This window comes from Acinetobacter sp. 24-47-67 (genome assembly GCF_056779735.1).
In genome coordinates this window covers 1-24,880 of the sequence record NZ_JBWYIK010000016.1, presented here as the reverse complement: position 1 = coordinate 24,880, position 24,880 = coordinate 1, and the positions used below count along the sequence as shown (strand labels likewise).

At 38.2% G+C, this 24,880-nt stretch carries 22 protein-coding genes; 16 read left to right on the top strand and 6 right to left on the bottom strand.

Annotation, left to right across the window (positions count from 1 at the left end; all coding sequences use genetic code 11):
• The first annotated feature begins 50 nt into the window (after positions 1 to 50).
• The 7 genes from dnaA (at position 51) to erpA (ending at position 9,413) form a co-directional block, all read left to right on the top strand.
• Entirely contained in the window at positions 51 to 1,436 is a 1,386-nt protein-coding gene (dnaA, locus tag AC1M9K_RS14005; protein ID WP_481589592.1) for a chromosomal replication initiator protein DnaA, read from the top strand.
• Between the two features lie 106 nt (positions 1,437 to 1,542).
• Positions 1,543 to 2,691 (top strand): DNA polymerase III subunit beta, encoded by a 1,149-nt coding sequence (gene dnaN / locus AC1M9K_RS14000; protein ID WP_180028822.1) that lies wholly within the window; start codon positions 1,543 to 1,545, stop codon positions 2,689 to 2,691.
• A 29-nt stretch (positions 2,692 to 2,720) separates the two neighbouring features.
• Positions 2,721 to 3,803, top strand: coding sequence for a DNA replication/repair protein RecF (recF, locus tag AC1M9K_RS13995; RefSeq protein WP_481589591.1), 1,083 nt, complete (start codon positions 2,721 to 2,723; stop codon positions 3,801 to 3,803).
• A gap of 55 nt (positions 3,804 to 3,858) precedes the next feature.
• Positions 3,859 to 6,327 (top strand): DNA topoisomerase (ATP-hydrolyzing) subunit B, encoded by a 2,469-nt coding sequence (gene gyrB / locus AC1M9K_RS13990; RefSeq protein WP_035268615.1) that lies wholly within the window; start codon positions 3,859 to 3,861, stop codon positions 6,325 to 6,327.
• Between the two features lie 307 nt (positions 6,328 to 6,634).
• Positions 6,635 to 7,642, top strand: coding sequence for a putative solute-binding protein (locus AC1M9K_RS13985; protein WP_481589590.1), 1,008 nt, complete (start codon positions 6,635 to 6,637; stop codon positions 7,640 to 7,642).
• Between the two features lie 287 nt (positions 7,643 to 7,929).
• Complete coding sequence (locus AC1M9K_RS13980) at positions 7,930 to 8,934, top strand: putative solute-binding protein (protein ID WP_035268621.1); 1,005 nt, start codon at positions 7,930 to 7,932, stop codon at positions 8,932 to 8,934.
• 143 nt (positions 8,935 to 9,077) lie between these two features.
• Positions 9,078 to 9,413 carry an iron-sulfur cluster insertion protein ErpA gene (gene erpA, locus AC1M9K_RS13975; RefSeq protein WP_035268624.1) on the top strand — a complete coding sequence of 112 codons (336 nt, stop codon included), beginning with the start codon at positions 9,078 to 9,080 and terminating at the stop codon, positions 9,411 to 9,413.
• 35 nt (positions 9,414 to 9,448) lie between these two features.
• Here the strand turns inward: erpA and AC1M9K_RS13970 are convergent, their stop codons facing one another.
• Entirely contained in the window at positions 9,449 to 10,294 is an 846-nt protein-coding gene (locus tag AC1M9K_RS13970) for an alpha/beta fold hydrolase (RefSeq protein ID WP_481589589.1), read from the bottom strand.
• A 107-nt stretch (positions 10,295 to 10,401) separates the two neighbouring features.
• Positions 10,402 to 11,316, bottom strand: coding sequence for a LysR family transcriptional regulator (locus tag AC1M9K_RS13965; protein WP_481589588.1), 915 nt, complete (start codon positions 11,314 to 11,316; stop codon positions 10,402 to 10,404).
• Between the two features lie 117 nt (positions 11,317 to 11,433).
• Between AC1M9K_RS13965 and AC1M9K_RS13960 the strand changes: the two genes are divergently transcribed.
• Both AC1M9K_RS13960 and AC1M9K_RS13955 read left to right on the top strand, forming a co-directional pair.
• The gene (locus AC1M9K_RS13960; protein ID WP_481589587.1) at positions 11,434 to 12,168 is read left to right on the top strand and encodes a DsbA family protein; all 735 of its coding nucleotides are present in this window, start codon (positions 11,434 to 11,436) and stop codon (positions 12,166 to 12,168) included.
• 11 nt (positions 12,169 to 12,179) lie between these two features.
• Positions 12,180 to 12,482 (top strand): monooxygenase, encoded by a 303-nt coding sequence (locus AC1M9K_RS13955; RefSeq protein WP_481589586.1) that lies wholly within the window; start codon positions 12,180 to 12,182, stop codon positions 12,480 to 12,482.
• Between the two features lie 47 nt (positions 12,483 to 12,529).
• Here the strand turns inward: AC1M9K_RS13955 and AC1M9K_RS13950 are convergent, their stop codons facing one another.
• Positions 12,530 to 13,657 carry an anhydro-N-acetylmuramic acid kinase gene (locus tag AC1M9K_RS13950; RefSeq protein WP_035269457.1) on the bottom strand — a complete coding sequence of 376 codons (1,128 nt, stop codon included), beginning with the start codon at positions 13,655 to 13,657 and terminating at the stop codon, positions 12,530 to 12,532.
• 63 nt (positions 13,658 to 13,720) lie between these two features.
• Here AC1M9K_RS13950 and tyrS point away from each other — a divergent pair, with 63 nt between their 5' ends.
• The 4 genes from tyrS (at position 13,721) to AC1M9K_RS13930 (ending at position 18,434) form a co-directional block, all read left to right on the top strand.
• Positions 13,721 to 14,953 (top strand): tyrosine--tRNA ligase, encoded by a 1,233-nt coding sequence (gene tyrS, locus AC1M9K_RS13945; protein ID WP_171076798.1) that lies wholly within the window; start codon positions 13,721 to 13,723, stop codon positions 14,951 to 14,953.
• 151 nt (positions 14,954 to 15,104) lie between these two features.
• Complete coding sequence (locus AC1M9K_RS13940) at positions 15,105 to 17,042, top strand: ATP-binding cassette domain-containing protein (RefSeq protein WP_481589585.1); 1,938 nt, start codon at positions 15,105 to 15,107, stop codon at positions 17,040 to 17,042.
• Positions 17,043 to 17,413: 371 nt separating this feature from the next.
• The gene (locus tag AC1M9K_RS13935) at positions 17,414 to 17,998 is read left to right on the top strand and encodes a hypothetical protein (protein WP_481589584.1); all 585 of its coding nucleotides are present in this window, start codon (positions 17,414 to 17,416) and stop codon (positions 17,996 to 17,998) included.
• Positions 17,991 to 18,434 carry a Panacea domain-containing protein gene (locus tag AC1M9K_RS13930; protein WP_481589583.1) on the top strand — a complete coding sequence of 148 codons (444 nt, stop codon included), beginning with the start codon at positions 17,991 to 17,993 and terminating at the stop codon, positions 18,432 to 18,434. The genes AC1M9K_RS13935 and AC1M9K_RS13930 overlap by 8 nt, the downstream gene beginning before the upstream one ends.
• Before the next feature lie 42 nt (positions 18,435 to 18,476).
• Here AC1M9K_RS13930 and dnaK read toward each other — a convergent pair whose 3' ends face one another.
• Positions 18,477 to 20,423 (bottom strand): molecular chaperone DnaK, encoded by a 1,947-nt coding sequence (gene dnaK / locus AC1M9K_RS13925; protein ID WP_035269467.1) that lies wholly within the window; start codon positions 20,421 to 20,423, stop codon positions 18,477 to 18,479.
• Between the two features lie 118 nt (positions 20,424 to 20,541).
• Positions 20,542 to 21,114 carry a nucleotide exchange factor GrpE gene (gene grpE / locus AC1M9K_RS13920; protein WP_257219952.1) on the bottom strand — a complete coding sequence of 191 codons (573 nt, stop codon included), beginning with the start codon at positions 21,112 to 21,114 and terminating at the stop codon, positions 20,542 to 20,544.
• 706 nt (positions 21,115 to 21,820) lie between these two features.
• Between grpE and AC1M9K_RS13915 the strand changes: the two genes are divergently transcribed.
• Complete coding sequence (locus tag AC1M9K_RS13915) at positions 21,821 to 22,072, top strand: hypothetical protein (protein ID WP_092768675.1); 252 nt, start codon at positions 21,821 to 21,823, stop codon at positions 22,070 to 22,072.
• Between the two features lie 194 nt (positions 22,073 to 22,266).
• Here the strand turns inward: AC1M9K_RS13915 and AC1M9K_RS13910 are convergent, their stop codons facing one another.
• Complete coding sequence (locus AC1M9K_RS13910; RefSeq protein ID WP_481589582.1) at positions 22,267 to 22,719, bottom strand: hypothetical protein; 453 nt, start codon at positions 22,717 to 22,719, stop codon at positions 22,267 to 22,269.
• 199 nt (positions 22,720 to 22,918) lie between these two features.
• Between AC1M9K_RS13910 and AC1M9K_RS13905 the strand changes: the two genes are divergently transcribed.
• Positions 22,919 to 23,989: an alpha/beta hydrolase gene (locus AC1M9K_RS13905; protein WP_092768668.1), complete on the top strand. Its 1,071-nt coding sequence runs from the start codon at positions 22,919 to 22,921 to the stop codon at positions 23,987 to 23,989.
• Between the two features lie 165 nt (positions 23,990 to 24,154).
• On the top strand, positions 24,155 to 24,721 hold the full coding sequence (locus tag AC1M9K_RS13900) for a peptidylprolyl isomerase (RefSeq protein ID WP_481589581.1): 567 nt from the start codon (positions 24,155 to 24,157) through the stop codon (positions 24,719 to 24,721).
• Positions 24,722 to 24,880: the final 159 nt, after the last annotated feature.

Sequence of the window (24,880 nt, the reverse complement as noted above, 5' to 3'; positions counted from 1 at the left end):
CCCAATCTCATGGGGTTGTTTTTAAATTTAAATGGAATGAGGGGTTTCACATGCTGTGGACAGACTGCTTAAATCGCTTGCGACAAGAGCTCTCAGATAATGTCTTTGCAATGTGGATACGTCCATTGGTTGCCGAAGAGGTAGATGGTGTTTTAAAGCTTTATGCACCTAATCCTTACTGGACACGCTATATTCAAGAACATCATTTAGAATTAATTAGCATTCTTGCAGAACAAATGTCTGAAGGACGTGTTTGTAAAGTTGAAATTTTAGTCGACTCACGACCAGGCGCGATTTTATCTGCTTCAGAGCAACCTGCGACAACAATTGCAGCGCTTGAGTCTTCAGTAGCAGCACCTGTAGTCAGAGCAAAAAAAGAAAGCAATGAGCAGCAAAATGCAAAAACATCAAAAAAACGATTATTAAATCCGCTGTTTAATTTTGCATTGTTCGTCGAAGGGCGTTCAAATCAGATGGCGGCAGAAACCTGCCGTAAAGTGTTAACTCAGTTAGGCGAACCTCAACATAACCCGTTATTTTTATACGGTCCGACTGGTTTAGGTAAGACCCACTTGATGCAAGCAGTGGGTAATGCTTTATTACAAGCTAAACCAAATGCTCGTGTGATGTACATGACTGCTGAAAGTTTTGTTCAGGATTTTGTGAGTTCACTTCAACAAGGTAAAGTCGAAGAATTTAAAAAAAATTGCCGTTCACTGGACTTACTTTTAGTGGATGATATCCATTTACTTGCAGGTAAAGAAGCCAGCTTAGTTGAGTTTTTTTACACGTTTAATGCCTTATTAGATGAATCTAAACAAATTATTTTGACCTCAGATCGCTATCCTAAAGAGTTGACCGAGTTAGATCCTCGTTTGGTATCTCGCTTTTCATGGGGATTATCGGTAGGGGTAGAACCGCCTGATATTGAAACTCGAATTGAGATTTTACTTAAAAAAGCTGAAAGTAATGGTATCGATTTGCCTCGTAACTGTGCGCTCTTTATTGCACAGCAAGTTGTGGCAAACGTACGTGAACTTGAGGGTGCATTAAATAAAGTCGTCGCGATTTCTCGTTTTAAAGGGACACCAATCGACTTAGATGTGGTGCGAGAATCACTGAAAGATGTTCTTGCGATTCGTGCTCGTACTATTAGCACCGAAAATATTCAGCGTGTAGTCAGTGAATATTTTCGTATCCCATTGAAAGAGTTGGTTGGACCTAAACGAACTCGTATTTATGCTCGACCACGTCAATTAGCAATGGGGCTTGCGAGGGAATTAACGGGCGACAGTTTTCCTGAAATTGGCATGGCATTTGGTGGTCGTGATCACAGTACAGTCATGCATGCCTGTGAAAAAGTGCAGAGTTTGTGTGCTGAAGATCCCATCTTTAATGAAGATTACAAAAATTTAATGCGCTTATTACAAAGCTAAACCTGTTTAAATTCTATTCTTGCAATGCGGCATATTCTGCCGCATAGTACATGATTAAAAGTGTTTTAGTCTGTCGTCGATATACTGTTTTTAGAGGAAATCCATCGTGCGTTTGAAGATCGCGAAAGAAAGCTTACTCAATGTTTTGTCTCATGTTGTAGGTGCTGTAGAACGTCGCCATACGTTAAATATTCTTTCAAACGTCAAAGTTCAGGTTACTCAAGATGCACTGACGATTACAGGTTCCGATCTTGAAGTTGAACTTGTTGCGAGTACAACGCTTTTAGAGGGAGCATGTTTACAAGCAGGTCAAACCACAGTACCCGCACGTAAATTGATGGATATCTGTAAATCTTTACCGACAGCAGCACTGATTGATTTACAAATCACAGAAGACCAGCGTTGTATTTTGAAATCTGGTAATAGCCGCTTTGTATTAGGAACATTATCTGCTGAGGATTACCCTTTATTAACGACTGAAAATAGTCAAGGGACTCAAGTTCAGGTCACTGAACGTGAACTAAAACGTTTATTTGAAAAAACCTCTTTTGCGATGGCTGTTCAGGATGTCCGTTTTTATCTTACAGGTACTTTACTTGAAATTGATGAAAATCAGCTTCGTGCAGTGACGACAGATGGACATCGTCTTGCTCTTTGTGAAACATTGGCCAGTTCGAATGCTTCGCAGTTAGTGCAAGCAATTGTGCCTCGTAAAGCGGTCGGTGAATTACAGCGTCTATTGAGTATCGAAGATAATCAACTCTCGTTGTTAATTGGTCGTGAACTGCTGAATGTTACTTTGACAATTCCAAGCCGTGATAAAGAGCAGGGTGATATTACTGTTCGTATTACTACAAAATTAATTGATGGTAAATTCCCTGATTATCGACGTGTTATTCCTCGTGGCGGTGATAAAACAGTTACGATTGCACATGATATTTTCAAACAATCATTACAGCGAGTTGCTATTCTGAGTAACGAAAAATTACGTGGTGTATTTTTAAACTTCAATCCAGATTCACTGCAACTTCGTGCCAATAACCCTGAGCAAGATGAGGCAGTTGAAGATCTTGCGATTCAATACAATAATGCACCTATGGAAATGTCATTCAACGCACAATACATTTTGGATGTATTGAATGTGCTGGATGGTGATGATGTATTAATGACGATGACTGAGGCAAACCAATCTGTATTGGTTCAAGATCCAGCACATCAAGATCAAACCTATGTCGTCATGCCGATGCGTGTTTAATGTTGTTTTTGATTTAGTTTAATCTGGTCATGTTCATTACGCGTTTAAATATCCAGCGTGTGAGAAATTTAAAAGCGGTTGCACTCCAAGAGTTGCAACCGTTTAATGTTTTTTATGGACAAAATGGTTCAGGAAAAACGTCTATATTAGAAGCAATTCACTTATTGGCCACTGGTCGATCTTTTCGTACACATATTCCTAAACATTACATTCAAAATCAAATGCAGGATGCGATTGTATTTGCACAGTCTGCTACTGAAAAGATTGGTATGCAAAAGCTCATTACAGGTGAGCAAAATATTAAAGTGAATGGGGATAGTATTGCCACGCAAGGACAGCTAGCCAAAATTTTACCATTACAGCTTATTGACCCTCTGAGTACAGATATTATTGATCACGGAGCTAAACCAAGACGACAATTGCTAGATTGGTTAATGTTTCACGTGGAACCAGATTTTTATTATGCATGGCAATTTTATTCTAGAGCTTTAAAACAACGAAACAGCTTATTAAAATCAAAACGTAATCTGACGCTGCAAGATTTAGAAGCATGGAACAAAATGCTTAGTGAGTACGGTGAAATATTACATTTACAACGTCAGTCCATTGTTGAACAGTGGCAGATATTTTTTCAGCAAGATCTTAAAACACTATTACCAGATATCGAGATCCATATGGAGTATGCAGCAGGCTTTCATGTGGAACATGGCTTGGCTGAAGACTTGATTTTGTATCATCAAAAAGACTGCGAAAGACGCTATACAGAATATGGTCCACACCGTGCAGATTTAAAGTTAAAAACCCCAACAGGAGATGCAGATGCCGTACTGTCACGGGGGCAAAAAAAATTATTAATCATGGCTTTAAAATTGTCACAGATCGCAATGTTGCATGCGTCTAATAAGGAAACTGTGGTATTATTAGATGATGTGACAGCAGAATTAGATATAACCGCACAACAACGTTTAATTGAGCGATTGAGCCAACTTGGTAGTCAAGTTTTCATTACCACTTTAGACCATGAATCTGTACAAAAGCATTTACATGATTTGTCTATTTCCTATCAATTATTCAATGTTGAAAACGGTTCTGTTCAAGTTGTTGTGCAATAATTTTTTGAAGTTTTCTCCATCTTTGGATAGACCTTTTTTTCACTAGGGAGTAACCATGAGTTCAGAAGATCAAGCTGCTTCTCAAACAGAACAAACCATTGAAAAGGCTTATGATTCCTCTAGCATCAAGGTATTACGTGGTTTAGACGCAGTACGTAAGCGTCCAGGCATGTATATTGGTGATACGGATGATGGTACTGGTTTACACCATATGGTGTTTGAAGTGGTGGACAACTCGATTGATGAAGCCCTTGCTGGTCACTGTGATGAAATTCTGGTTACCATTCACGAAGACGAATCTGTTTCTGTCGCAGATAACGGTCGTGGTATTCCCACAGATATTCACCCTGAAGAAGGTGTATCTGCTGCTGAAGTCATCTTAACGATTCTTCATGCGGGTGGTAAGTTTGATGACAACAGCTATAAGGTTTCTGGTGGCTTACACGGTGTAGGTGTTTCAGTTGTAAACGCTTTGTCTAGTAAACTGGAACTCACAATTCATCGTGCTGGTAAAATTCATGAACAAGAATACCGCCATGGTGACCCTCAATACCCTTTAAAGGTGGTGGGCGATACAGATCGTTCGGGTACACGTGTACGTTTTTATCCAAGTGCTGAAACATTCAGTCAGACCATTTTCAATGTCGATATTTTAGCTCGTCGTTTACGTGAACTGTCATTTTTAAATGCGGGCGTTCGAATTGTTCTACGTGACGAACGTGTTGGTTTAGAACATGTATTTGATTATGAGGGTGGTTTATCAGAATTCGTTAAATACATTAACGAAGGAAAAACGCATCTTAACGATATTTTTCACTTTACCACGCAAGCTGATAATGGCATTGGTGTTGAAGTTGCATTGCAATGGAATGATACGTACCAAGAAAACGTACGTTGCTTTACCAATAACATTCCTCAAAAAGATGGTGGTACTCACTTAGCTGGTTTCCGAGCTGCTTTAACTCGTGGCCTAAATAACTACATGGAAAACGAAAACTTACTCAAAAAAGAGAAGGTTGCGGTTTCTGGTGATGATGCACGTGAAGGTTTAACAGCTATTGTTTCAGTGAAAGTTCCTGATCCAAAATTCTCTTCTCAAACCAAAGAAAAATTGGTATCGAGCGAGGTAAAACCTGCTGTTGAACAAGCAATGAATAAAGCTTTTTCAGAATATCTTCTTGAAAATCCAGCTGCGGCTAAATCGATTGCGGGTAAAATTATTGATGCAGCGCGTGCACGCGATGCAGCGCGTAAAGCACGTGAAATGACTCGCCGTAAGAGTGCGCTTGATATAGCAGGTCTTCCTGGTAAATTGGCGGATTGCCAAGAAAAAGACCCAGCTTTATCTGAACTATATCTTGTCGAGGGTGATTCAGCAGGTGGTTCAGCGAAACAAGGTCGTAATCGTAAAATGCAAGCGATTTTACCACTTAAAGGTAAAATCCTAAATGTGGAACGTGCTCGATTTGACAAGATGATTTCTTCTGCTGAAGTTGGAACACTGATTACAGCATTAGGTTGTGGTATCGGTCGTGAAGAATATAATCCAGACAAATTACGTTACCACAAAATTATTATTATGACCGATGCGGACGTGGATGGTTCACATATTCGTACGCTGTTATTAACGTTCTTCTTCCGTCAAATGCCGGAATTAGTGGAACGTGGTCATATTTATATTGCTCAGCCACCACTTTATAAATTAAAGAAAGGTAAGCAAGAACAGTATATTAAAGATAATGATGCGCTTGAAACATATTTAATTTCGAATGCAATTGATGAGTTGGCATTACATATCAGTGCTGACGCACCTGCGATTCGTGGTGAAGCGCTTGCAAAAGTCATTGCTGATTATCAGACATCACAAAAAAGCTTACAGCGATTAACGATTCGTTATCCTGCAACTTTGTTAGATGCTTTACTTGGTTTAGATGCATTTAAATTAGATCAAAATCAAGATGAAGCTTATGTGACGTCTTGGGCTGAGCAATTGCGTCAAGCAATTGAAACACAACAGCCAAGCTTAAGACCTGAATTCACGCTCGAAGCATTCGAAAAAGAACTCGCAGATGGTTCACGTGAAACACATTATTGGCCACGTTTAACAGTGTATGTACACAACCTTCCTCATCACTATTTATTAGATGCTGGTTTGTTGGGTTCAGGTGAATATAAACGTTTACTTCAAAACTCAAAGAGTTGGTTTACGTTACTTGAAGACGGGGCTTATTTGCAAAAAGGTGAGCGTAAAGTCAATGTTGCTAACTTCCATCAAGTATGGCAACAAGTATTGGCAGATTCACGCCGTGGCATGATGATCCAACGCTATAAAGGCTTGGGCGAGATGAATGCAGAGCAGCTTTGGGAAACCACGATGGATCCTGAAAATCGTAATATGCTTCAAGTGACGATTGATGATGCAATTGAAGCAGATCGCATGTTCTCTTGTCTCATGGGTGATGATGTTGAACCACGTCGTGCATTTATTGAAGAGAATGCATTGAATGCAGATATTGATGCTTAATGCTATAAGTTAAAAAAAGCACTCTTAGGAGTGCTTTTTTTGTATCAATCTAAAATCTTAAGTCATTTTTTGGGAATTAATTTCAATAAAATGATGTGCTTGAAGTCACATATTTTATTTATTATATGAAATATAAAGATAATTAAATAAGCATTTACGAAATTAATAAATAATTAAAAATATAAAATTCAATAACTTATAATTAGATAATAAAAAATAGAGCAATAGCTCTATTTTTTTAAATAGAGAGTGATTAAAATTTTTGTCATGGAAAAGAATCCATTTAAATGCTTAAAAGGAACTAAGAATGAAAAAAACAACTCTGGCTTTATTGGCGGCTTCAACCATGGGTATGGTTTCAACTGCTCAAGCAAAGGTTGATGTGTGTGTATTTGATTTACTCGGTAAGTCTGGTGAATCGTTTCAAATGGCTCAAGAATGGGCATTGGCAGCAAAGGGCTGGGGTGCAGATATCAATCTGATTCCACGTCAAGATGAGGCTGTAGCCGATAATGATTTTAAAGCAGGTAAGTGTGATGCTGTTTTCTTAACAGCGATGCGTGCTCGTCAATATAACAAGTTTGTGGGTTCGATTGACTCTTTAGGTGGCGCACCATCAAATGCAATTGCACAACGTGCGATTACTTTTGCTTTAGACAAACGTAATGCTGCAAAGATGGTCACAAATCTCGGTGGGAAAAAATATGAAGTGGCTGGTATTGCACCACTAGGGGCAGCATATATTTTCGTGCGTGATAAAAAAATTGATTCAATCGAAAAAGCTGCAGGTAAGAAATTCGCAGTATTAAGCTATGACCCCGCACAAAAAATTATGGTGCAACGTGTCGGTGCTCAAGCAGTCGGATCTGATGTTTCAAACTTTGTTGCGAAGTTTAATAATGGTCAGGTGGATATGGTGGGTGCACCAGCATATGCCTATAAGCCTCTTGAAATTTATAAAGGTTTAGGTAGTACAGGGGCAATGTTTGATTTCCCTGTGGTACACATTACAGCAAACTTTGTGATGAAGCCTGAAAAATTCCCTGAAGGGTTTGGTCAAAAATCACGTGATTGGTTTGTTAAAAACTTGCCGAAAAGCTACGCAATGATCAAGCGTTTAGAGGGTGAAATTCCTGCTAAGTACAAAATGCAATTCTCAGCTGAAGAAAAGCTGAAATATCAAAAACTACTTCGTGATGGTCGTATGGATCTCACTAAACAAGGTATTTATGACAAAGAGATGATGTCTGTTCTTAAGAAAGCACGTTGCTCTGTCGATAAATCCAACTTCGAATGTTCACTTGGTGGTGAATAATTCTGATTTCTAAAGAAAAAATCCTAGACCTGGTCTAGGATTTTTTTTATTCATTTTATGTCATTTTCGCCAATGCACATTTATAAGAAAAAAGTATGCTTTAATCACAATAAGTAGTATTTAAATGATCTGTATCTAAAAACCATATACATACAGCATCTCAGGATCAGTATCTACACAATTGGATCGTGTAATCTCATTTTAGTTCAACACACTGACACTGAAGTTTAAGGTGTTCGATATGGGATATTCGAGACTATAAGAAAGAAGGAATAGGAAACAATAAAATGAATTTAACCAAAACATTATTATTATCAGCAGGTTTAATGACTGCTGCAACGGCTTCACAAGCAAAGCAAGTCGTCTGCGTGTTTGATCTCGTCGGGAAAAACGGCGATGTCTATGCGTTAATGAAAGATTATCAACTTGCTGCTAAGCAGTGGGGAGCTGATATTGAGCTTAAAGTCGGACAAAATGAAGGCGTAATTGCTGAAGATTTCAAAGCAGGTAAATGTGACGGTGTCAGTATCACAGGGATGCGCGGTCGTCAGTTTAATAATTTCACTGGCTCTTTAGATGCCATTGGTGCGATTACTAATCTCAATTTAGCTGTCAAAGTTATGCAAGGTTTAGCAAGTCCAACCTTTGCAAAGCATATGAAAAATGGCAACTATGAAGTTGCAGGAGTGATTCCTGTTGGCGATGCTTATTTAATGGTGCGTGATCGTAGTATTAATACGGTTGCTAAAGCTGCGGGTAAAAAGATCGCCGTACTTGATTATGATCAGGCACAAAAAATTATGGTACAGCAAATTGGTGCGCAAGCAGTGAGTTCTGATGTCACTAATTTTGGGAGTAAATTCAATAATGGCCAAGTTGATATTATTGGTGCACCAGCAGCGGTATTCCGTCCTTTAGAACTTCATAAAGGGCTAGGAACGAAAGGTGCAATTGTGAATTATCCAATTCTTCAAGTGACCGGTAATATCATCATTCGTCATGATAAATTCCCTGAAGGTTTCGGACAGAAATCGCGTGATTGGGTGAAAACACAATTACCACGTGCGAATCAAATTTTAGGCAAAATGAAAGCGGATATTCCGGCTAAATATTGGATGAATGTTCCAGCTGGAGATAAACCTGGTTATCAAAAATTAATGCGTGAATCTCGTATTGCACTTACTAAACAAGGTGTTTACAACAAACAAATGATGAAACTACTTTGGCAGTTCCGTTGTAAGAATGAACCGACAAACTTCGAATGTAGCTTGCAGGATGAGAACTACAAATAAGTTCATAGGACGTTACATTTAAATCCGATAAATTTACTCTGAATAAACTTTAAAGTTCGAGTTATGACCATATATTGAGTATGTTATACTTGATATATGGTCTTTTAATTTCAAAGCCTATTTAATTTTTTGAGGAATCCATCATGACTGCCCAAGCACTTGAGCTGACTGACAATGCTGCGAATAAAGTTCGTCAACTTCGTGAGAGCGAAGGAAATCAAGATTTGATGTTACGTGTATATGTGACAGGTGGTGGTTGCTCTGGTTTTTCTTACGGATTCAATTTTGCTGAATCTCAAAATGAAGACGATGCTGAATTTGTGAATGGTGATGTGAAGATGCTTGTTGACTCACTGAGTTATCAATATCTCGTTGGTTCAGTTGTGGATTATGTTGAAGGTTTGGAAGGATCACGCTTTATCGTGCAAAATCCTAATGCGACAACGACATGTGGTTGTGGATCTTCATTCTCAATTTAATATGCAGCAAAAAAAGCCCGCTAAGCGGGCTTTTTTTATGATAATTTTTGCTGTTCTTTCAGAATTAAATCAGTCAGCTCATGATAATTTTGAACTGGAATCCAATGATTCGCCTCTAAATGAATTTCCGTATATGGACCTTCAACATAATTTTGATTGAACTGAACTCCTTTAGCATCAATTGCAACGTCATCTTTGCCCCAAATAAATAAAGTGGGAACTTTGACTTTATTGAATAGCGTTTTATTAGAGCTAAAAGGTAAACCTCGATACCAATTGAGTGATGGGCTGAGCCGTTTTTCTATAATCATTTCTTGTTTAAAGTCATTTAATTGTTCAACTGTCATTCCAGAATTTTTTAATAAAGCCTCGCCAATTTGAGGTGTTTTATTAAAGAGCAACTCAGGTATCCATGGAAGCTGAAATAGTCCCATATAATAGGATTTAAAAAGTTGTGTACTGCTGTAAAAAGCCCGCATAAATGCTGCTTTGTGAGGGACGGAGATCGCGGTCAAATGTTTAATTTTATTAGGATAACGTAGAGCAACTTCCCAAGCAACGACTGCGCCCCAGTCGTGTCCTACGATATATGAAGGCTCTCCAATTAAGTCGAGTAGAACATTTACATCATCTGCTAAATGTTGAATGGCATAATCTGCACGTTTTTTCGGTTGAGCCCTTAAGCTATATCCACGTTGGTTTAACGCGTAGGTGCGAAAACCATGTTGGTTTAGTATTTCGGCACTATGCTGCCAAATTTTTGATGTTTCAGGAAAACCATGTAATAGCACAATTGGAGTGCCATCGATTGGACCGCTGTCTATTACATCAAAAATAAGATTGCCTTTTTGAAACTCAGTGATTCGTTGTTGTTTTTCCATGATCTATATCCTCTTTCCTTTACATATCTTTATCAAATTTGGATGATAGAACTAGGGCTGAACGGGTCAGTTCTAGGTGAAAGAAGGTCGTTCATTGTGTGACAATATTATGGGTTGATTAAACGGTGTATTTGTATTGGTATTTGTTTTTGTAAGAACGTTAAGCAAAGTCTCAAAGCTAAGGTCCGATAGCTTAAGCTCGGAGTAACCAAGTGGACATCTTCAGGGATTAGAGACCATTCAGGTAAAATATGAATTAACGTTGAGTTGACTAATTGATGGGCCACTTGGATTTCTGCAACGGCGGCAATACCTAAATGTGCTTCTACAGCAGCAAGTGCATGTTCGGATGGTGTCACCATCAAATGGGTATAAATTTTAAATTTTTTTATCGTACCGTTTTTGAAAAGTGTGATTTTGGACAGCTCGCGGTTATGCGAGATAAAATGATGATCACACAGTTGCTCTGGGTGTTCAGGAATGCCATAACGCATTTGATAGGTTGGACTGGCACATAAAATTCTTCGAACTTGTCCAACCTTTTGAGCATGGAGTGTAGAGTCTGCTAAATCACCAAGCCTGATGGCTAAGTCATATCCTCCAGAAATTAAATCAACTTTGCAGTCATTCAAATCAATTTCAATATCAATGTGTGGGTATTCAATTAAAAATTGAGAGATTAAAGGCAATACCACCAATTTTCCAAAAGTTCCCGAAGCAGCTATTCGAATTCGACCTTTGGGCTGTATTTCTAATTGTGTGAGATCATTTGTCAGCGATTCAATCTGATGAAATAGGGGGGAGATTTCTTTTAAGAAAATCTTCCCAGCATCAGTCAGTGAGCTTGAATTGGTATTTCGATTTAATAATCTAATATTTAAGGATTCTTCAAGTCTTGAAAGTCGATTGGATAACGTGGATTTAGCAATATCATAACGTCTTGCTGCCGCAGATAAACTTCCAGCATCTGCAATCAGTACGAACCAATATAGGTCATCGATTGAGTAGGGTAAGCTGTTCATAAAATCGAACACCACCTTTCATTTTTATTGTCTATTCACATCATTATAGAACCGCTAAGTTAAGTCAATTGATCAGATGTAGCAAATGATCTGATTTAGCAAATTGAGGACATAGCAATGACAATGAATTGTGATTTAGAAACTGGTACTTGTTCAGTAGCCGAATTGGAAAAAGGCCAAAATGCAGTGGTCAATGTAGCATCTGACCTCAGCCTGATTTATGTGGGTGACCCAATGTGCTCATGGTGTTGGGGAAGTTCAAATATCATTAAACAAGCGCGTGAATATGCAATTCAGCATGGTGTTGGCTTTCAAGTGATTAGCGGTGGTTTAAGACCTGGTGGAGGTGATGCTTGGATCGATACTTTCAAGAATTTTTTACGCACCGAATGGAAAAATATTCAGAGACTGACTCAACAACCTTTCACTGAAAAATTGTTAGAAAGAGCACATTTTAACTATGATACCGAGCCTTCAGCACGTGCTGTTTACGTTGCTCGACAACTTTGGCAAGACCATGATCATCATGATGAAAAACTTTTGGCATTTTTTTCAGCAATCCAATATAAATTTTATGTGGATGGTGAAGATCCGAACGAGCTTGAATATTATCGAAGTATATGTGAAACGTTTGAGCTGGATTTTGACGTATTCTCAAATTTGTTTGAATTACCTGAGACCCAAGCAGCGACCTATGAAGAGTTCAAGCTTAATCGAAGTTGGGGCATAAAAGGGTTCCCAAGTTTTGCGATACGTCATGGAGACAATGTCAAAATCATAGGCTCTGGTCATGTGGCATTGGAAAAATTAACACAAGCTATTGATGACTTAATCAAAGATGCGCGTATATAAGGAAAAGTTGAATGGCGATTATTCTACAAATTGATTTTCCCTATGATGGACCTTGGGGGCATGAAATGTTTGAAAGTTTCAAAACACTCGCGGATTCAATAGCAAATGAGAAAGGCTTGATTTGGAAAATTTGGACTGAAAATGAAGCGTCCAAAGAAGCAGGTGGAATTTACTTATTTGAAAGCCAAGCAGATGCAGAGGATTATCTAAATATGCATCTTCAGCGTTTAAGGGAAAATGGCTTTACTGAATGTAGACATCGAATTTTTGCTGTAAACTCGCCACTTTCAAAATTGAATTTTGCACCTGTTTAAGTAAATCGATGTATCAACTCAGGATAGTGGATACATCGATTCTTCATTTAAACCGCAGTGATCGTTCCTAAAACTCGATCTCCTTGAGCTCCTGTCACTTCAGGTAAATTACCAGCAAGTTGGTTTACAAATCGCATAGCCAACCACGCAAAAGCGGTCGCCTCCACCCAAGTCGGTGCTAATCCCAAATCTGCTGTGGTTTGAACACTCCACTCATGTTTACGTAAACGCCAACGTAATTGTTCTAATAATTGTGAGTTGTATGCACCCCCCCCACAGACATAAACTTCACCTGTGTCCATAGGGGAACGATAAATGGCTTTTTTAATGGCACGTGTCGTAAGTTTCATCAGCGTTGCTTGAACATTTTCAGGCGTATCTTCAAGTTCATCGTATTCAACATCGCTACGCCAATCGGCAATTTGTTCATCTAACCATTCCAAGTTAAAGTCTTCACGACCGGTACTTTTTGGCGGCTCTTTCGAGAAAAAGTCATGTGATTGCAAACGATCAAGCAAAGCACGAATAGGCGTACCATAAGCAGCCCAATTGCCATTTTCATCATAAGGCTGCCCTGTGTAACGTTCACACCAAGCATCCATCAAAATATTGGCTGGTCCAGTATCAAAACCATATACGCCTTTAGGATCACCCGCAGGTAACATACTGACATTGGCAATTCCACCGAGATTTAAGATCACACGGTGTATCGTCGGATGCTGAAATAAGGCTTGATGGAATGCTGGCACTAGAGGTGCACCTTGACCACCAGCAGCCATATCACGGCGTCTAAAATCTGATACCACAGGAATTTGAGTGATTTCAGTAATAATGTTGGGATCACCAATTTGAAGGGTAAATCCATGTTCGGGACGATGACGAATCGTTTGACCATGAGATCCAATGGCTTTTATTTGAGTTCTATCGAGATTATTTTCTTGTATAAGTTGATTGATTCCATGACCGATCATCTGTGCTAAAGCGACATCAGCTTTACCCATGCGGTCAATTTCATTATCGTCTGGCAAAGTAAGTGCCATCAGTTCATCACGTAAATCTGGATCAAAGGCTAATGTCAGCGTTGCATGGATCTGTAATGGATCAAAAGAAGCGGCTACAAAATCGACGCCGTCCATACTCGTGCCAGTCATTACACCAATGTAGATTGTGGTCATGATTATTCTTAAGCCTGCATTGTGCTGAAAAAGTGTTAGTATATCGCACAAATTGAACAACAGATGTATTTGGGTTTTGTGATGTCAAATTTCCTGCCTGCTGAAGAACAACTTGCCCTCATTCAACGAGGCACACATGAAATTATTTCAGAAGAAGATCTTCTGAAGAAATTAAAATTGAATCGTCCTTTGAAAATTAAGGCGGGTTTTGATCCTACAGCACCAGACTTACACTTAGGTCATACGGTATTAATTAACAAGCTTAAAGTGTTTCAAGACTTAGGTCATGAAGTATTCTTCTTGATTGGTGATTACACTGCGATGATTGGTGACCCAACAGGTAAAAGTGCAACTCGTCCACCATTGTCACGTGAGCAAGTCTTAGAAAACGCGAAAACCTATCAGGAACAAGTGTTCAAAATTCTTGATCCAAATAAAACTAAGGTGGTGTTTAACTCAGAATGGTTTGCTCAAAAAACTGCTGCTGACCTGATTCAATTGGCTTCACAGCAAACGGTTGCACGTATGCTTGAACGTGATGACTTTACTAAACGCTATAACAACCAACAGCCGATTGCGATTCACGAGTTTTTATATCCATTGGTGCAAGGCTATGACTCTATCGCGCTCGAGGCAGATGTTGAGTTAGGTGGTACGGATCAGACCTTTAACTTGTTGATGGGGCGTACTTTACAAGGTCGTTATAATCAAGAGCCACAAGTGTGTATCACTGTACCAATTCTTGAAGGTTTAGATGGCGTCAACAAAATGTCTAAATCTTTAGGTAACTACATTGGTGTATTTGATGCACCTGGTGCGATGTACCAAAAAGTACTTTCAATGCCAGACAGCTTAATTGAGCGATATTTCGAACTGCTGAGCTTCAAGTCAATGGAAGAGATCGAAGGCTTATTGAAAGAAATGGCTGAAGGTCGTAACCCTCAAGAAATTAAACGTATCTTAGCGCTCGAGTTAGTGGAGCGTTTCCATGGAAGCGAAGCTGCTGCGAATGCACATAAAGGTGCAGGGAATATCATCACAGAAGGTGAGCTTCCTGAAGGAACGCCAGAAGTGACGATTTCACGTGGTGAATTCGGTGGTGAAATGTTTATTGCTTCTATTGTTCGTGCAGCGGGCTTAACCAAAAATGCAGCGCAAGCCAAAGATGCTGTTTCACGTGGAGCCGTTAAAGTCGATTGGGAGGTGGTGGATGCATCATTCTCAATTAACGAAAATAAAACAGTGATTGTTCAAGCAGGTAAAAAGGCCATTGCTAAAGTCACTTTTACTGACTAAATCATAAAGTTTTGAATGATTCAAAAGCCATCCTAAGTGATGGCTTTTTTATGTCAAGAATGAAATGAAGATGAAAGATGGATTAATTTTTGGTTGTTCTGGTTGAAATCCATTAAAATGCGCCATCCAATACTTATTTGTTTGAATATCTATGATTCAGTTAGACCAACTTACCATTCGCCGCGGCGGTCGCATTTTATTTGAAAAAGCGTCTATGCAACTTCACCCTGGTTGGAAGATTGGTTTAACAGGTGTCAATGGTGCAGGAAAATCGACGTTGTTTTCAGCATTACTTGGAGGCATGGAATCAGATGGTGGCTCATTAACACGACCATCGGTTTGGACAGTGGCGCATATGGCGCAAGAGATTAAAGCGCTGGATATGAAAGCGATTGATTTCGTTCTATCCGGTGATGAAGAGTATTGGGATATCCAACACAAACTTGAGCATCCTGAGGGATTATCTGATCAAGATTTGGCAAATCTATATGGTCGTTTTGATGAAATTAGTGGCTACTCAGCGCCGTCTAAAGCATCACAACTGATGGCTGGGCTAGGCTTCTTTGAACATCAGTCAGAACTTAGTGTAAAAAGTTTCTCTGGTGGATGGCGTATGCGTTTAAATCTTGCACGTACTTTGATGAGTCGTTCAGATTTACTCTTACTTGATGAACCGACGAACCATTTAGATTTAGACGCTATTTTATGGTTAGAAGATTGGTTAAAAGCATATGAAGGCACATTGGTACTGATTTCGCATGACCGTGATTTCTTGGATGCCATTACCGACCATATTTTGCATATCGAAAACCAAGAATTAACGCTTTATACCGGCAACTATTCAACATTTGAACGTACCCGAAGTGAACGTTTAGCTCAGCAACAACAAGCCTATGAGAAACAGCTCGAGCTACGTGCACATCTGCAAAAATATATTGATCGTTTTAAAGCTAAGGCAACCAAAGCGAAACAGGCACAAAGTCGTATTAAACAGCTCGAACGAATGCAAGAGCTTTCTGCTGCGCATGTCGATACGCCTTTTACCTTTAGCTTCCGTGAACCCACCAAAATGAGTTCTCCGTTGTTACAACTGGATAGTGCTGATATTGGTTATGGTGACAAACTGATTGTGACCAATGTGAAACTACAAATCACGCCAACCAGCCGTATCGGTTTACTGGGAATGAATGGTGCAGGTAAGTCCACATTAATTAAATCATTGGTGGGTGATTTACCTTTAATTCAAGGTCAACGCAAAGCATCCGAATTACTTAATATTGGTTATTTCGCCCAACATCAAATGGATGCATTAGATGGTAATGCGAGTCCAATGTTGCAGTTATCTCGTATTGCAGATAAAAAGATTAGTGAAGCGACTTTACGCGCCTTCTTAGGGGGTTTTGGTTTCTCTGGTGAGCGTATGGATACGCCGTGTGAAAGCTTCTCTGGGGGTGAGCGTGCACGTTTAGCATTGGCTTTGATTGTCTGGCAGCGTCCAAATGTTTTAATTTTAGATGAACCGACCAACCATTTAGACTTGGATATGCGTCACGCATTAACTATGGCACTACAAGATTTTGAAGGGGCAGTGGTGCTGGTGTCACATGAACGTCAATTGATTGCAAGTGTCTGTGATGAGTTACTCCTAGTGCATAACGGTAAATGTCGTGAGTTTGAAGGTGATCTGGTCGCTTATGCAGACTGGTTACGTCAAGCACGTGCAGAGTTGATGAAGCAAGGGCAGCAAGCACCTGAGCCAGTAAAATCTCAAGTGATCGATAAGCCTGTAGTTTCTAAAGTAGATAAAGAAGCACAGCGTAAAGAAGCTGCGCGTCGCCGTGAAATGAGCCGCCCAATTCGTAAAAATATTGAAAAACTGGAAGCTGAGATTGCGAAAATCCAACTACGTCTAGGTCAGATTGAGGATGCTTTAGGGGATGCTTCACTTTATGATGCGTCTCGGAAAGATGATCTTTTAAAATTGATGAATGAACAAACTGAGCTTAAAGGAAAATTAGCACAAGCAGAAGAAAAAATGCTTGAACTGATGATGGAACTTGAAGAGTTAGAAAGTTCGTTTGATGAGTAATTTGTGATAAAAAGCCCAATGTAGATTGGGCTTTTGTATTAAAAAAAACTGAATACACTAAAATTATATATAATATATTGAAAAATAAAGTAATAAGGATCAGATGTTGAAAGAAAAAATAAAATTATTTGTTGATAATTTTGAAGCATATTGGGTTAAATTTGAGCAATATCTCATAGCATTCTTAGCAGGTTGCATTTCATACATATGGGGTAAATATAATTTTAGTTTCACATATAGTAATACTTTGATTTATATAACATTATTTTTTTATTTATGTATTATCATATTTATTGTTTCCTTAATTCTAACTTATTATTTCAATAAAGATTTACTAAATAAATTAAAAAAAAATAGAAAAAATACCTGAATTGAAAAAAGAAATTGATGAATTACAGGAAGCAGTAGCTGAATTTAAATTGCAGCAAATTGAGCATGCTTATACAAATGTTAATTCTAAATTTTTAGCTTATATAGCTGATAAAATTGAGCTGGATTTCACACAAAGGGTTTCATTATATTTGGTAGATAAAAAAAGAAACCTATTTCATATTGTTGGTCGATATTCAAAAAATGGTAATTATGATAAAAAACATAGAAGCACATTTAACATTAATAGTGGTACTTTAGGGCATATCTGGAGATGTAGTTCAAAAGAAAAAATATGTCTACCTTTAGAAGAAAAAAAGTATTTTAGAGAATGTCGTGAAAAATTTGGAATGCTTCAAAAGGATGTGCAAAAATTATCAATGAAAAGCAGAGAATTTTACGCTATTCCTATAAAAAAAGATTTGTCCTCTCAAATCGGTATCATTTTATTTGAAGCTGAAAAATGTGATACTTTAGATGAATCCAAGATAGATAATTGTATAACTGATATTAGACCTATCCTTGTACAGTTACTTAGTCAATATGAAGACTTAAGTGACATTACAGAAGGAAATAGAAATGAATAAAAAAATAATTAGCGATTTAATAAAATTCCTATGTATCAAATACCCTTATTCTAAAGAACTATCTAATGCACGTTTAACAAAGTTAATATATTTAATTGACTGGGAGGCTAGTAAAAATTTAGGTAGTCAAATAACTGAAATAGAATGGTATTTTGATAATTTTGGTCCTTATGTTAGTGATGTAGTTGATGTTGCTTCAGAGGATTCAAATATATCTGTTGAGAATACTAAAACTGTATATGGATCAAAAAAGACCTTAATTAAATATTGTGGTGTACTGCCTGAGATTAATCCAAAAATTAGCAAAATAGTTGATCAAGTTATCAATAACACTAAACACCTTAATTTTGATGATTTCATAAAATACGTTTACTCAACGCCACCAATTAAAAATAGTTCGAAATATTCTTATCTTAATTTTTCAGATTTTAAGTAAAAAAAACCGCGCTTTCGCGCGGTTCTCGTTTAAGAGGACAAATTATTTTTTGTCATCTTTCACTTCAGTGAACTCAGCATCTACAACGCCGTCGTCCGCTTTTTGTTGTTGACCAGCAGCATCACCTTGGAATGCATTTGGATCAAAACCTTGCGCACCACCTTGAGCACCCTGCGCAGCTTCATAAGCACGTTGAGTGATCGGCATGATGATGTTTTGAAGTGCTTCAGTTTTCGCTTTGATCGCGTCAACATCATTTTCTTTTGTTGCAGCTTCAAGTTCTGAAACAGCAGTTTCAACCGCAGTTTTTTCATCAGCAGTTACTTGTTCGCCAAGGTCTTTTACTGCTTTTTGAGCAGAAGAAACTAATGCATCAGCTTCGTTACGCGCTTTTGCTAATTCTTCAAACTTACGGTCTTCTTCCGCATTCGCTTCAGCATCCTTGATCATCGCTTCAATTTCAGCATCGCTCAAACCTGAGTTTGCTTTAATTTGAATCGATTGCTCTTTACCCGTGCTCTTGTCTTTCGCAGATACTTTCAAGATACCATCAGCGTTGATGTCGAACGATACTTCAATTTGCGGCACACCACGTGGAGCAGGTGGGATATCGCCCAATTGGAAGTTACCCAACAATTTGTTTTGTTGAGCCATTTTACGTTCACCTTGATAAACCGAAATGTCTACTGCAGGCTGGTTATCAGCAGCTGTAGAGAACACTTGTGATTTTTTCGCAGGGATTGTTGTGTTTTTCTCGATGATTGGAGTTAACACGCCACCCATTGTTTCAATACCAAGTGTCAACGGTGTTACGTCAAGTAATAGAACGTCGTTCTTATCACCTGAAAGTACAGCACCTTGGATCGCAGCACCCATTGCCACAGCTTCGTCAGGGTTCACGTCTTTACGTGGCTCTTTACCGAAGAACTCTTGTACTTTTTGTTGTACAAGTGGCATACGAGACTGACCACCAACCAAGATTACGTCAGAGATATCAGAAGTTGATAAACCTGCATCTTTAAGCGCAATACGACAAGGCTCAATTGTACGAGCAACTAGGTCAGCAACTAAACCTTCTAATTTTGCACGTGTTACATTGATCACTAAGTGTTTAGGACCAGTCGCATCAGCAGTGATATATGGAAGGTTGATTTCAGTTGCATTCGAAGAAGAAAGTTCAATCTTCGCTTTCTCAGCAGCTTCTTTCAAACGTTGAAGTGCAAGAGGATCGTTCTTCAAGTTTACGTTTTGTTCTTTCTTGAACTCTTCAACCAAGAAGTCGATTAACGCGTTATCAAAGTCTTCACCACCAAGGAATGTGTCACCATTAGTAGACAACACTTCGATTTGTTGGTCGCCATCAAGGTCAGCGATTTCAATGATTGATACGTCGAAAGTACCACCACCTAAGTCGTAAACCGCGATTTTACGGTCGCCTTCTTTCTTGTCCATACCGAACGCAAGCGCTGCAGCTGTTGGTTCGTTGATGATACGTTTAACATCTAAACCAGCAATTTTACCAGCATCTTTCGTTGCTTGACGTTGAGCATCGTTGAAGTATGCAGGAACAGTAACTACCGCTTCAGTAACTGTTTCACCTAAGTAATCTTCCGCAGTTTTCTTCATTTTCTTAAGAACTTCTGCAGAGATTTGTTGTGGTGCTAGTTTCTTGTCGTTTACATCAACCCAAGCATCGCCATTGTCAGCTTTGATGATTTTGTAAGGTACAAGACCAATATCTTTTTGAACTGCTTGATCTTCGTAACGACGACCGATCAAACGTTTGATCGCAAATAATGTATTTTTCGGGTTTGTTACCGCTTGACGTTTAGCTGATTGACCAACAAGGATCTCGCCATCTTTATACGCAATAATAGACGGAGTTGTACGAGCGCCTTCAGCGTTGTCGATTACTTTAACTTTATCGCCTTCAAGTACTGCAACACATGAGTTTGTAGTACCTAAGTCAATACCAATAATTTTAGCCATTGATGTGTTCCTCGAAAATTTTGTTGTGATCTTTCACTTGTTATCCGATATGAGAGCCATTCATTATTTTTCAAGTTAAAAACTTAAAAAATTTTTACAAACTCCCGTATTTCTTGACTTATTGGCCTACCATGACCATTGCAGGACGAAGTAAACGGCCAGAAAGGGTGTAACCTTTTTGAAGTACCGTACCAATCTCACCCGCTTTTGCATCTGGGGCAATACCTACTGCTTGATGCAAATCAGCATTAAAACCATTTTCAGTGTCAACTGCCACAACACCAAATTTTTCTAATGTTGCTAATAATGACTTCAGTGTGAGTTCTACACCTTCTGATAAAGGAGTTTTTTCATCACCTGCAGCAGCAATTGCACGTTCAAGGTTGTCAACTGAATCCAATAATTCTTTTGCAAATTTCTCTAAAGCAAATTTTTTCGCAGTATCCGCCTCACGCTCTAAACGTTCTTTGGTTTTTTCTGCTTCATACTTCGCATTTGCAGCAACTGCTTTTTCATATTTTAAGTTTTCAGTCAGCGTTGCGATTTGCGCTTGAAGGTCTTCTACAGAAACTTCAACTTCAGCTTGTTGATTTTCAACTTGCTGTTCAGTTTGTTCCGTTTGAACGTCCTGAGTTTGTTCGTTTTGCTCATTTGCCATGGAAGATCTCCGCTTAAATGGGTTTTTAAACATGTACAGTCCTTTGGCATCAGTGTTAACTGCGTTAATCTGAACTGCCATGCGTGTGTAATTCATCAATACAAAGGTAATGTGGGCGACTATAAATAATTCAAGCTTAAACGATGTTTATTTCTACTAAATTCATCTTTACAACAAGGAATGAAAATTTTCGATCCATTTAGAGGAATCTAAAGTCTAGAATAAGAAGAGGAGATGAACTGAAGAACGATTATAAAAATATGATTTTGTATATATTTTATATATAAAATATATAGATTCAGATAAAACAAGTCTTTCCTTTTAAAGAATCAAATCTGTATTATCTTTAACCAGATACTAACGCTGTAGTTTCTATTTATTTTGTTTTTGCTTTTTAATAGCTCATCCAACCTCCTTGGATGAGTTTTTTTTTGCTTATCGAGATCTGAATAACAATGTTAAGCAACCGATATAACGTGTAGCCACACTGTGATTCAGTCACATTCAAAAATGACTCATATCGCGCCACATATTCACAAAAAAATAAATTAAACAAATGGCTTAGGAGATATATTCAACTATAAAAGTTAAATTGCATTTTCTTTACACTTTTTTCATAAGTTCAACCTGAAGTCATCGAAATTTGAACCAAGAACTGACGCATGAAATAAAAAAGTCAGGAATGATAAGCCTTCAAAGTTAACTCTGACTTTGAATGTTTCAAGTAAGGAATTAAACAATGAAAAAATTAGGTCTCATTTCCCTGGCTTTTGCAGCTATTGGTTTTGCTACTGTAGGTTGTACTTCAAACCAATCTGCTGAAACTGCTCAAGCGACCACACAAACAGATGCTTCAATAGCGCAAGCGGCAACTACTGAAATGGATACCCAAAATGGTGTGGCTGTACAAGCTGACCCAAGTGTAGAGTCTGCTGAACCGGTTCAAGCTGTCCCAGCTGAAGGTGCAGAAGCCCCTCAAGTTGTTGAGTAAAATGCAATGAAATTTAATTCATTTAAACTGCTTATAATGGGTTAAATTTTATGAAAATGCAGAGAATAGAGAGTAAATAGGATGCCTTTACTGTCTATTTTTAGAATCACAGCACTTAAAAAAACCTAACATTCAAATGTGAATGTTAGGTTTGTGAGGTAACTTTAAATCAATTGTCTTGAGTCCAAGAAAGCTTAACGATCTCGGCGATCGTGTTGACGTTCCTGTTCTCGCTTCTTGCGGTCCTGTTCTAAGCGCTTACGTTGTTCTTCAATCGCTTTTTTACGATTATCTTGATTCCAACGATTACGTTCAGCTTGACGTTGTTTTAGAATTTCCTTGTGACGTTGTTCAATCTGTTTACGACGATCATGCTCAGCACGTTCTTTATTACGTCGATCTGCTAATTCACGTTGTTGGCGTTGACGTTCATATTCACGTTTGCGCTTTTCTTGTTCAAGGCGCTGTTGATGTAAACGTTGTGCGCGTTCTCTCTCCCAACGTTGACGGTCATAGTTGCGATCATAATCACGATCATAACGATGGTCATAATTACCATTATAATAAGGGCCATCGTCAGGGAAGGCCACACAACCGACTGCAAGAACTGCTGTGGCCAATGACATTATCATTACTTTTATTGCCATAGCTTTCACCTTTATATGTTGAATCAGGACAACCAAAAAATTCCTGATGTTGGATTAAATAGTCAATGACAAGACTGCTATAGTCAGATTAGCGTAAATGGGATTGAAGTTTGTATATTGATCAGTAGACTTAGTTAACAAAATAGTCATGAAATGGCTGATCGTGTAGAAAATATGAAGAATACGGATTTTTAAAAGGATCGGAATCGTGAATCAAAAAATACAACAATTACTTGAAAATGGTCAGGGTTCTGCAGGACGTGCATTAGATCGACTCCCAAAGATCGTTCAAGAATCTCTAGTGAAGTTACTTGGCTATCCCTATGACTATCCTCAACTCGATAGCTTTACAAAATGCTTGATGGCTGCACAGTTGAAACAAGGAAAATCAGGCTTTATTGGCGCTGATATTGATAAATCAAGAAAAGAATTTGAAAATCAAATCCAATCCATCACACATAAATCATCTCATGTTCAATATGTAGAAGATATTCGTCTTCCTTTACAAAGTGGTACTGTATTTGCCAGACATTATCATCCTGCTCCGAATAAAAAACTACCAATGATTGTATTTTATCATGGTGGTGGGTTTGTTGTCGGAAGTGTGAATACACATGATGAAGCGTGCCGAATCATTGCGAATTATGCAAAAGTACAAGTGATCAGTATTGATTATCCTTTAGCGCCAGAAGTTTCTCCACAATCATTGATTCAATCATGTGAAGACGCATTGGCATGGGTATATCAAAATCGCCGTCACTTTAAAATCTTAAAAAATCGTATTGCTGTAGCAGGAGATAGTGCTGGCGGTAATATTAGTGCTGTCGTTGCTCAACGTGCATTAAATGCCAGTTATGCGCCTCAAGCTCAATTTTTAATATATCCTGCGGTAGATTTCAAAAGTCGTCATCCATCATTCTTTGCGTATAAAGATGGTTTAGTATTAACCAACAGCGATATTGACTATGTGACAGAATACTACGCGACAAGACATAAAGTTGCTTTGGATAATCCACTAATCTCCCCAACATACGGTAATCTAAAAAAATTGGCACCAGCCTATGTTGTTACAGCGGGACATGATGTATTGCATGATGAAGGCAAAATTTACGCCCACAAATTACGTCAAAATGGCACTAAAGTGTTGTATCAAGATTTTGAAGATCAAACACACGGATTTATTAATCTAACGCTAGTCTCAGGGCGTTCTAAAAAATTGTTGATTGAAATGAGTAAAGAGTTTAGAAGATTTTGGGATAAAAATAGTTAATAGATGCTTACTTTCAAATCCTGAGATTCAAACGAAACTCAGGATTTTTTCTTTATATACAGTAATCGAATAAAAATACTTTGATGCTTAACAAAAAATTGAATCTTTTCTGGCGATTGATTCGTGAATAATAGATAAGATAAAACATCAATAAGAGGATAGCGTATGTTAAAAAAAATGATGTTAGGTGCTTCTGTTGCGGCAATGAGTACTTTGTCTTTGGCAGCAAATACGCATATGCAAATCAAAACATCAGCAGGAGATATCGAAATCGAGTTGTTTAATGATAAAGCTCCGATTTCAGTAAAGAACTTTGAAACTTATGCGAAAGCTAATTTTTATAACGGCACAATCTTCCATCGGGTTATTCCAGGGTTCATGATCCAAGGTGGAGGATTAGATGTATCGATGAAAGAAAAAGCGAATCGACCTCCAATCAAGAACGAGTCTTATAATGGCTTAAAGAATAACCGTGGCACTTTAGCCATGGCACGTACAAACCAGCCTGATTCAGCAACAAGCCAATTTTTTATCAATATTGCGGATAATGATTTTCTAAATAAAGCGCCAATGAATCCTGGTTATGCTGTGTTTGGTCAGGTAACTAAAGGCATGGATGTTGTCGATAAAATTGCAAAAGTGCCTACTGGTAGATTTGGTATGCATCAAGATGTGCCAAAAAATCCTATTAAAATTTTAAGTGTGAATATAAAACCTTCAAAAGCGAAATAGTGATTAAAAAAAGAAGCAGAAATATTAAATTAATATTTTTGCTTCAATATTATAGGGTTAAGTGTAAATGTGATTATTAATGAATCATAATGGTGCATAAAAATAGAACACTCAATAAAACATGAGGTTAAAAGCACTTGCAATGATTTCGAAATGCTC

What these genes read in the sequence shown, in the direction of transcription:
- dnaA (WP_481589592.1), top strand. Translation starts at nt 51, where the DNA reads ATGCTGTGGACAGACTGCTTAAATCGCTTGCGACAAGAGCTCTCAGAT.
- recF (WP_481589591.1), top strand. Translation starts at nt 2,721, where the DNA reads ATGTTCATTACGCGTTTAAATATCCAGCGTGTGAGAAATTTAAAAGCG.
- gyrB (WP_035268615.1), top strand. Translation starts at nt 3,859, where the DNA reads ATGAGTTCAGAAGATCAAGCTGCTTCTCAAACAGAACAAACCATTGAA.
- AC1M9K_RS13985 (WP_481589590.1), top strand. Translation starts at nt 6,635, where the DNA reads ATGAAAAAAACAACTCTGGCTTTATTGGCGGCTTCAACCATGGGTATG.
- AC1M9K_RS13980 (WP_035268621.1), top strand. Translation starts at nt 7,930, where the DNA reads ATGAATTTAACCAAAACATTATTATTATCAGCAGGTTTAATGACTGCT.
- erpA (WP_035268624.1), top strand. Translation starts at nt 9,078, where the DNA reads ATGACTGCCCAAGCACTTGAGCTGACTGACAATGCTGCGAATAAAGTT.
- AC1M9K_RS13970 (WP_481589589.1), bottom strand. Translation starts at nt 10,294, where the DNA reads ATGGAAAAACAACAACGAATCACTGAGTTTCAAAAAGGCAATCTTATT.
- AC1M9K_RS13965 (WP_481589588.1), bottom strand. Translation starts at nt 11,316, where the DNA reads ATGAACAGCTTACCCTACTCAATCGATGACCTATATTGGTTCGTACTG.
- AC1M9K_RS13960 (WP_481589587.1), top strand. Translation starts at nt 11,434, where the DNA reads ATGACAATGAATTGTGATTTAGAAACTGGTACTTGTTCAGTAGCCGAA.
- AC1M9K_RS13955 (WP_481589586.1), top strand. Translation starts at nt 12,180, where the DNA reads ATGGCGATTATTCTACAAATTGATTTTCCCTATGATGGACCTTGGGGG.
- AC1M9K_RS13950 (WP_035269457.1), bottom strand. Translation starts at nt 13,657, where the DNA reads ATGACCACAATCTACATTGGTGTAATGACTGGCACGAGTATGGACGGC.
- tyrS (WP_171076798.1), top strand. Translation starts at nt 13,721, where the DNA reads ATGTATTTGGGTTTTGTGATGTCAAATTTCCTGCCTGCTGAAGAACAA.
- AC1M9K_RS13940 (WP_481589585.1), top strand. Translation starts at nt 15,105, where the DNA reads ATGATTCAGTTAGACCAACTTACCATTCGCCGCGGCGGTCGCATTTTA.
- AC1M9K_RS13930 (WP_481589583.1), top strand. Translation starts at nt 17,991, where the DNA reads ATGAATAAAAAAATAATTAGCGATTTAATAAAATTCCTATGTATCAAA.
- dnaK (WP_035269467.1), bottom strand. Translation starts at nt 20,423, where the DNA reads ATGGCTAAAATTATTGGTATTGACTTAGGTACTACAAACTCATGTGTT.
- grpE (WP_257219952.1), bottom strand. Translation starts at nt 21,114, where the DNA reads ATGTTTAAAAACCCATTTAAGCGGAGATCTTCCATGGCAAATGAGCAA.
- AC1M9K_RS13915 (WP_092768675.1), top strand. Translation starts at nt 21,821, where the DNA reads ATGAAAAAATTAGGTCTCATTTCCCTGGCTTTTGCAGCTATTGGTTTT.
- AC1M9K_RS13910 (WP_481589582.1), bottom strand. Translation starts at nt 22,719, where the DNA reads ATGGCAATAAAAGTAATGATAATGTCATTGGCCACAGCAGTTCTTGCA.
- AC1M9K_RS13900 (WP_481589581.1), top strand. Translation starts at nt 24,155, where the DNA reads ATGTTAAAAAAAATGATGTTAGGTGCTTCTGTTGCGGCAATGAGTACT.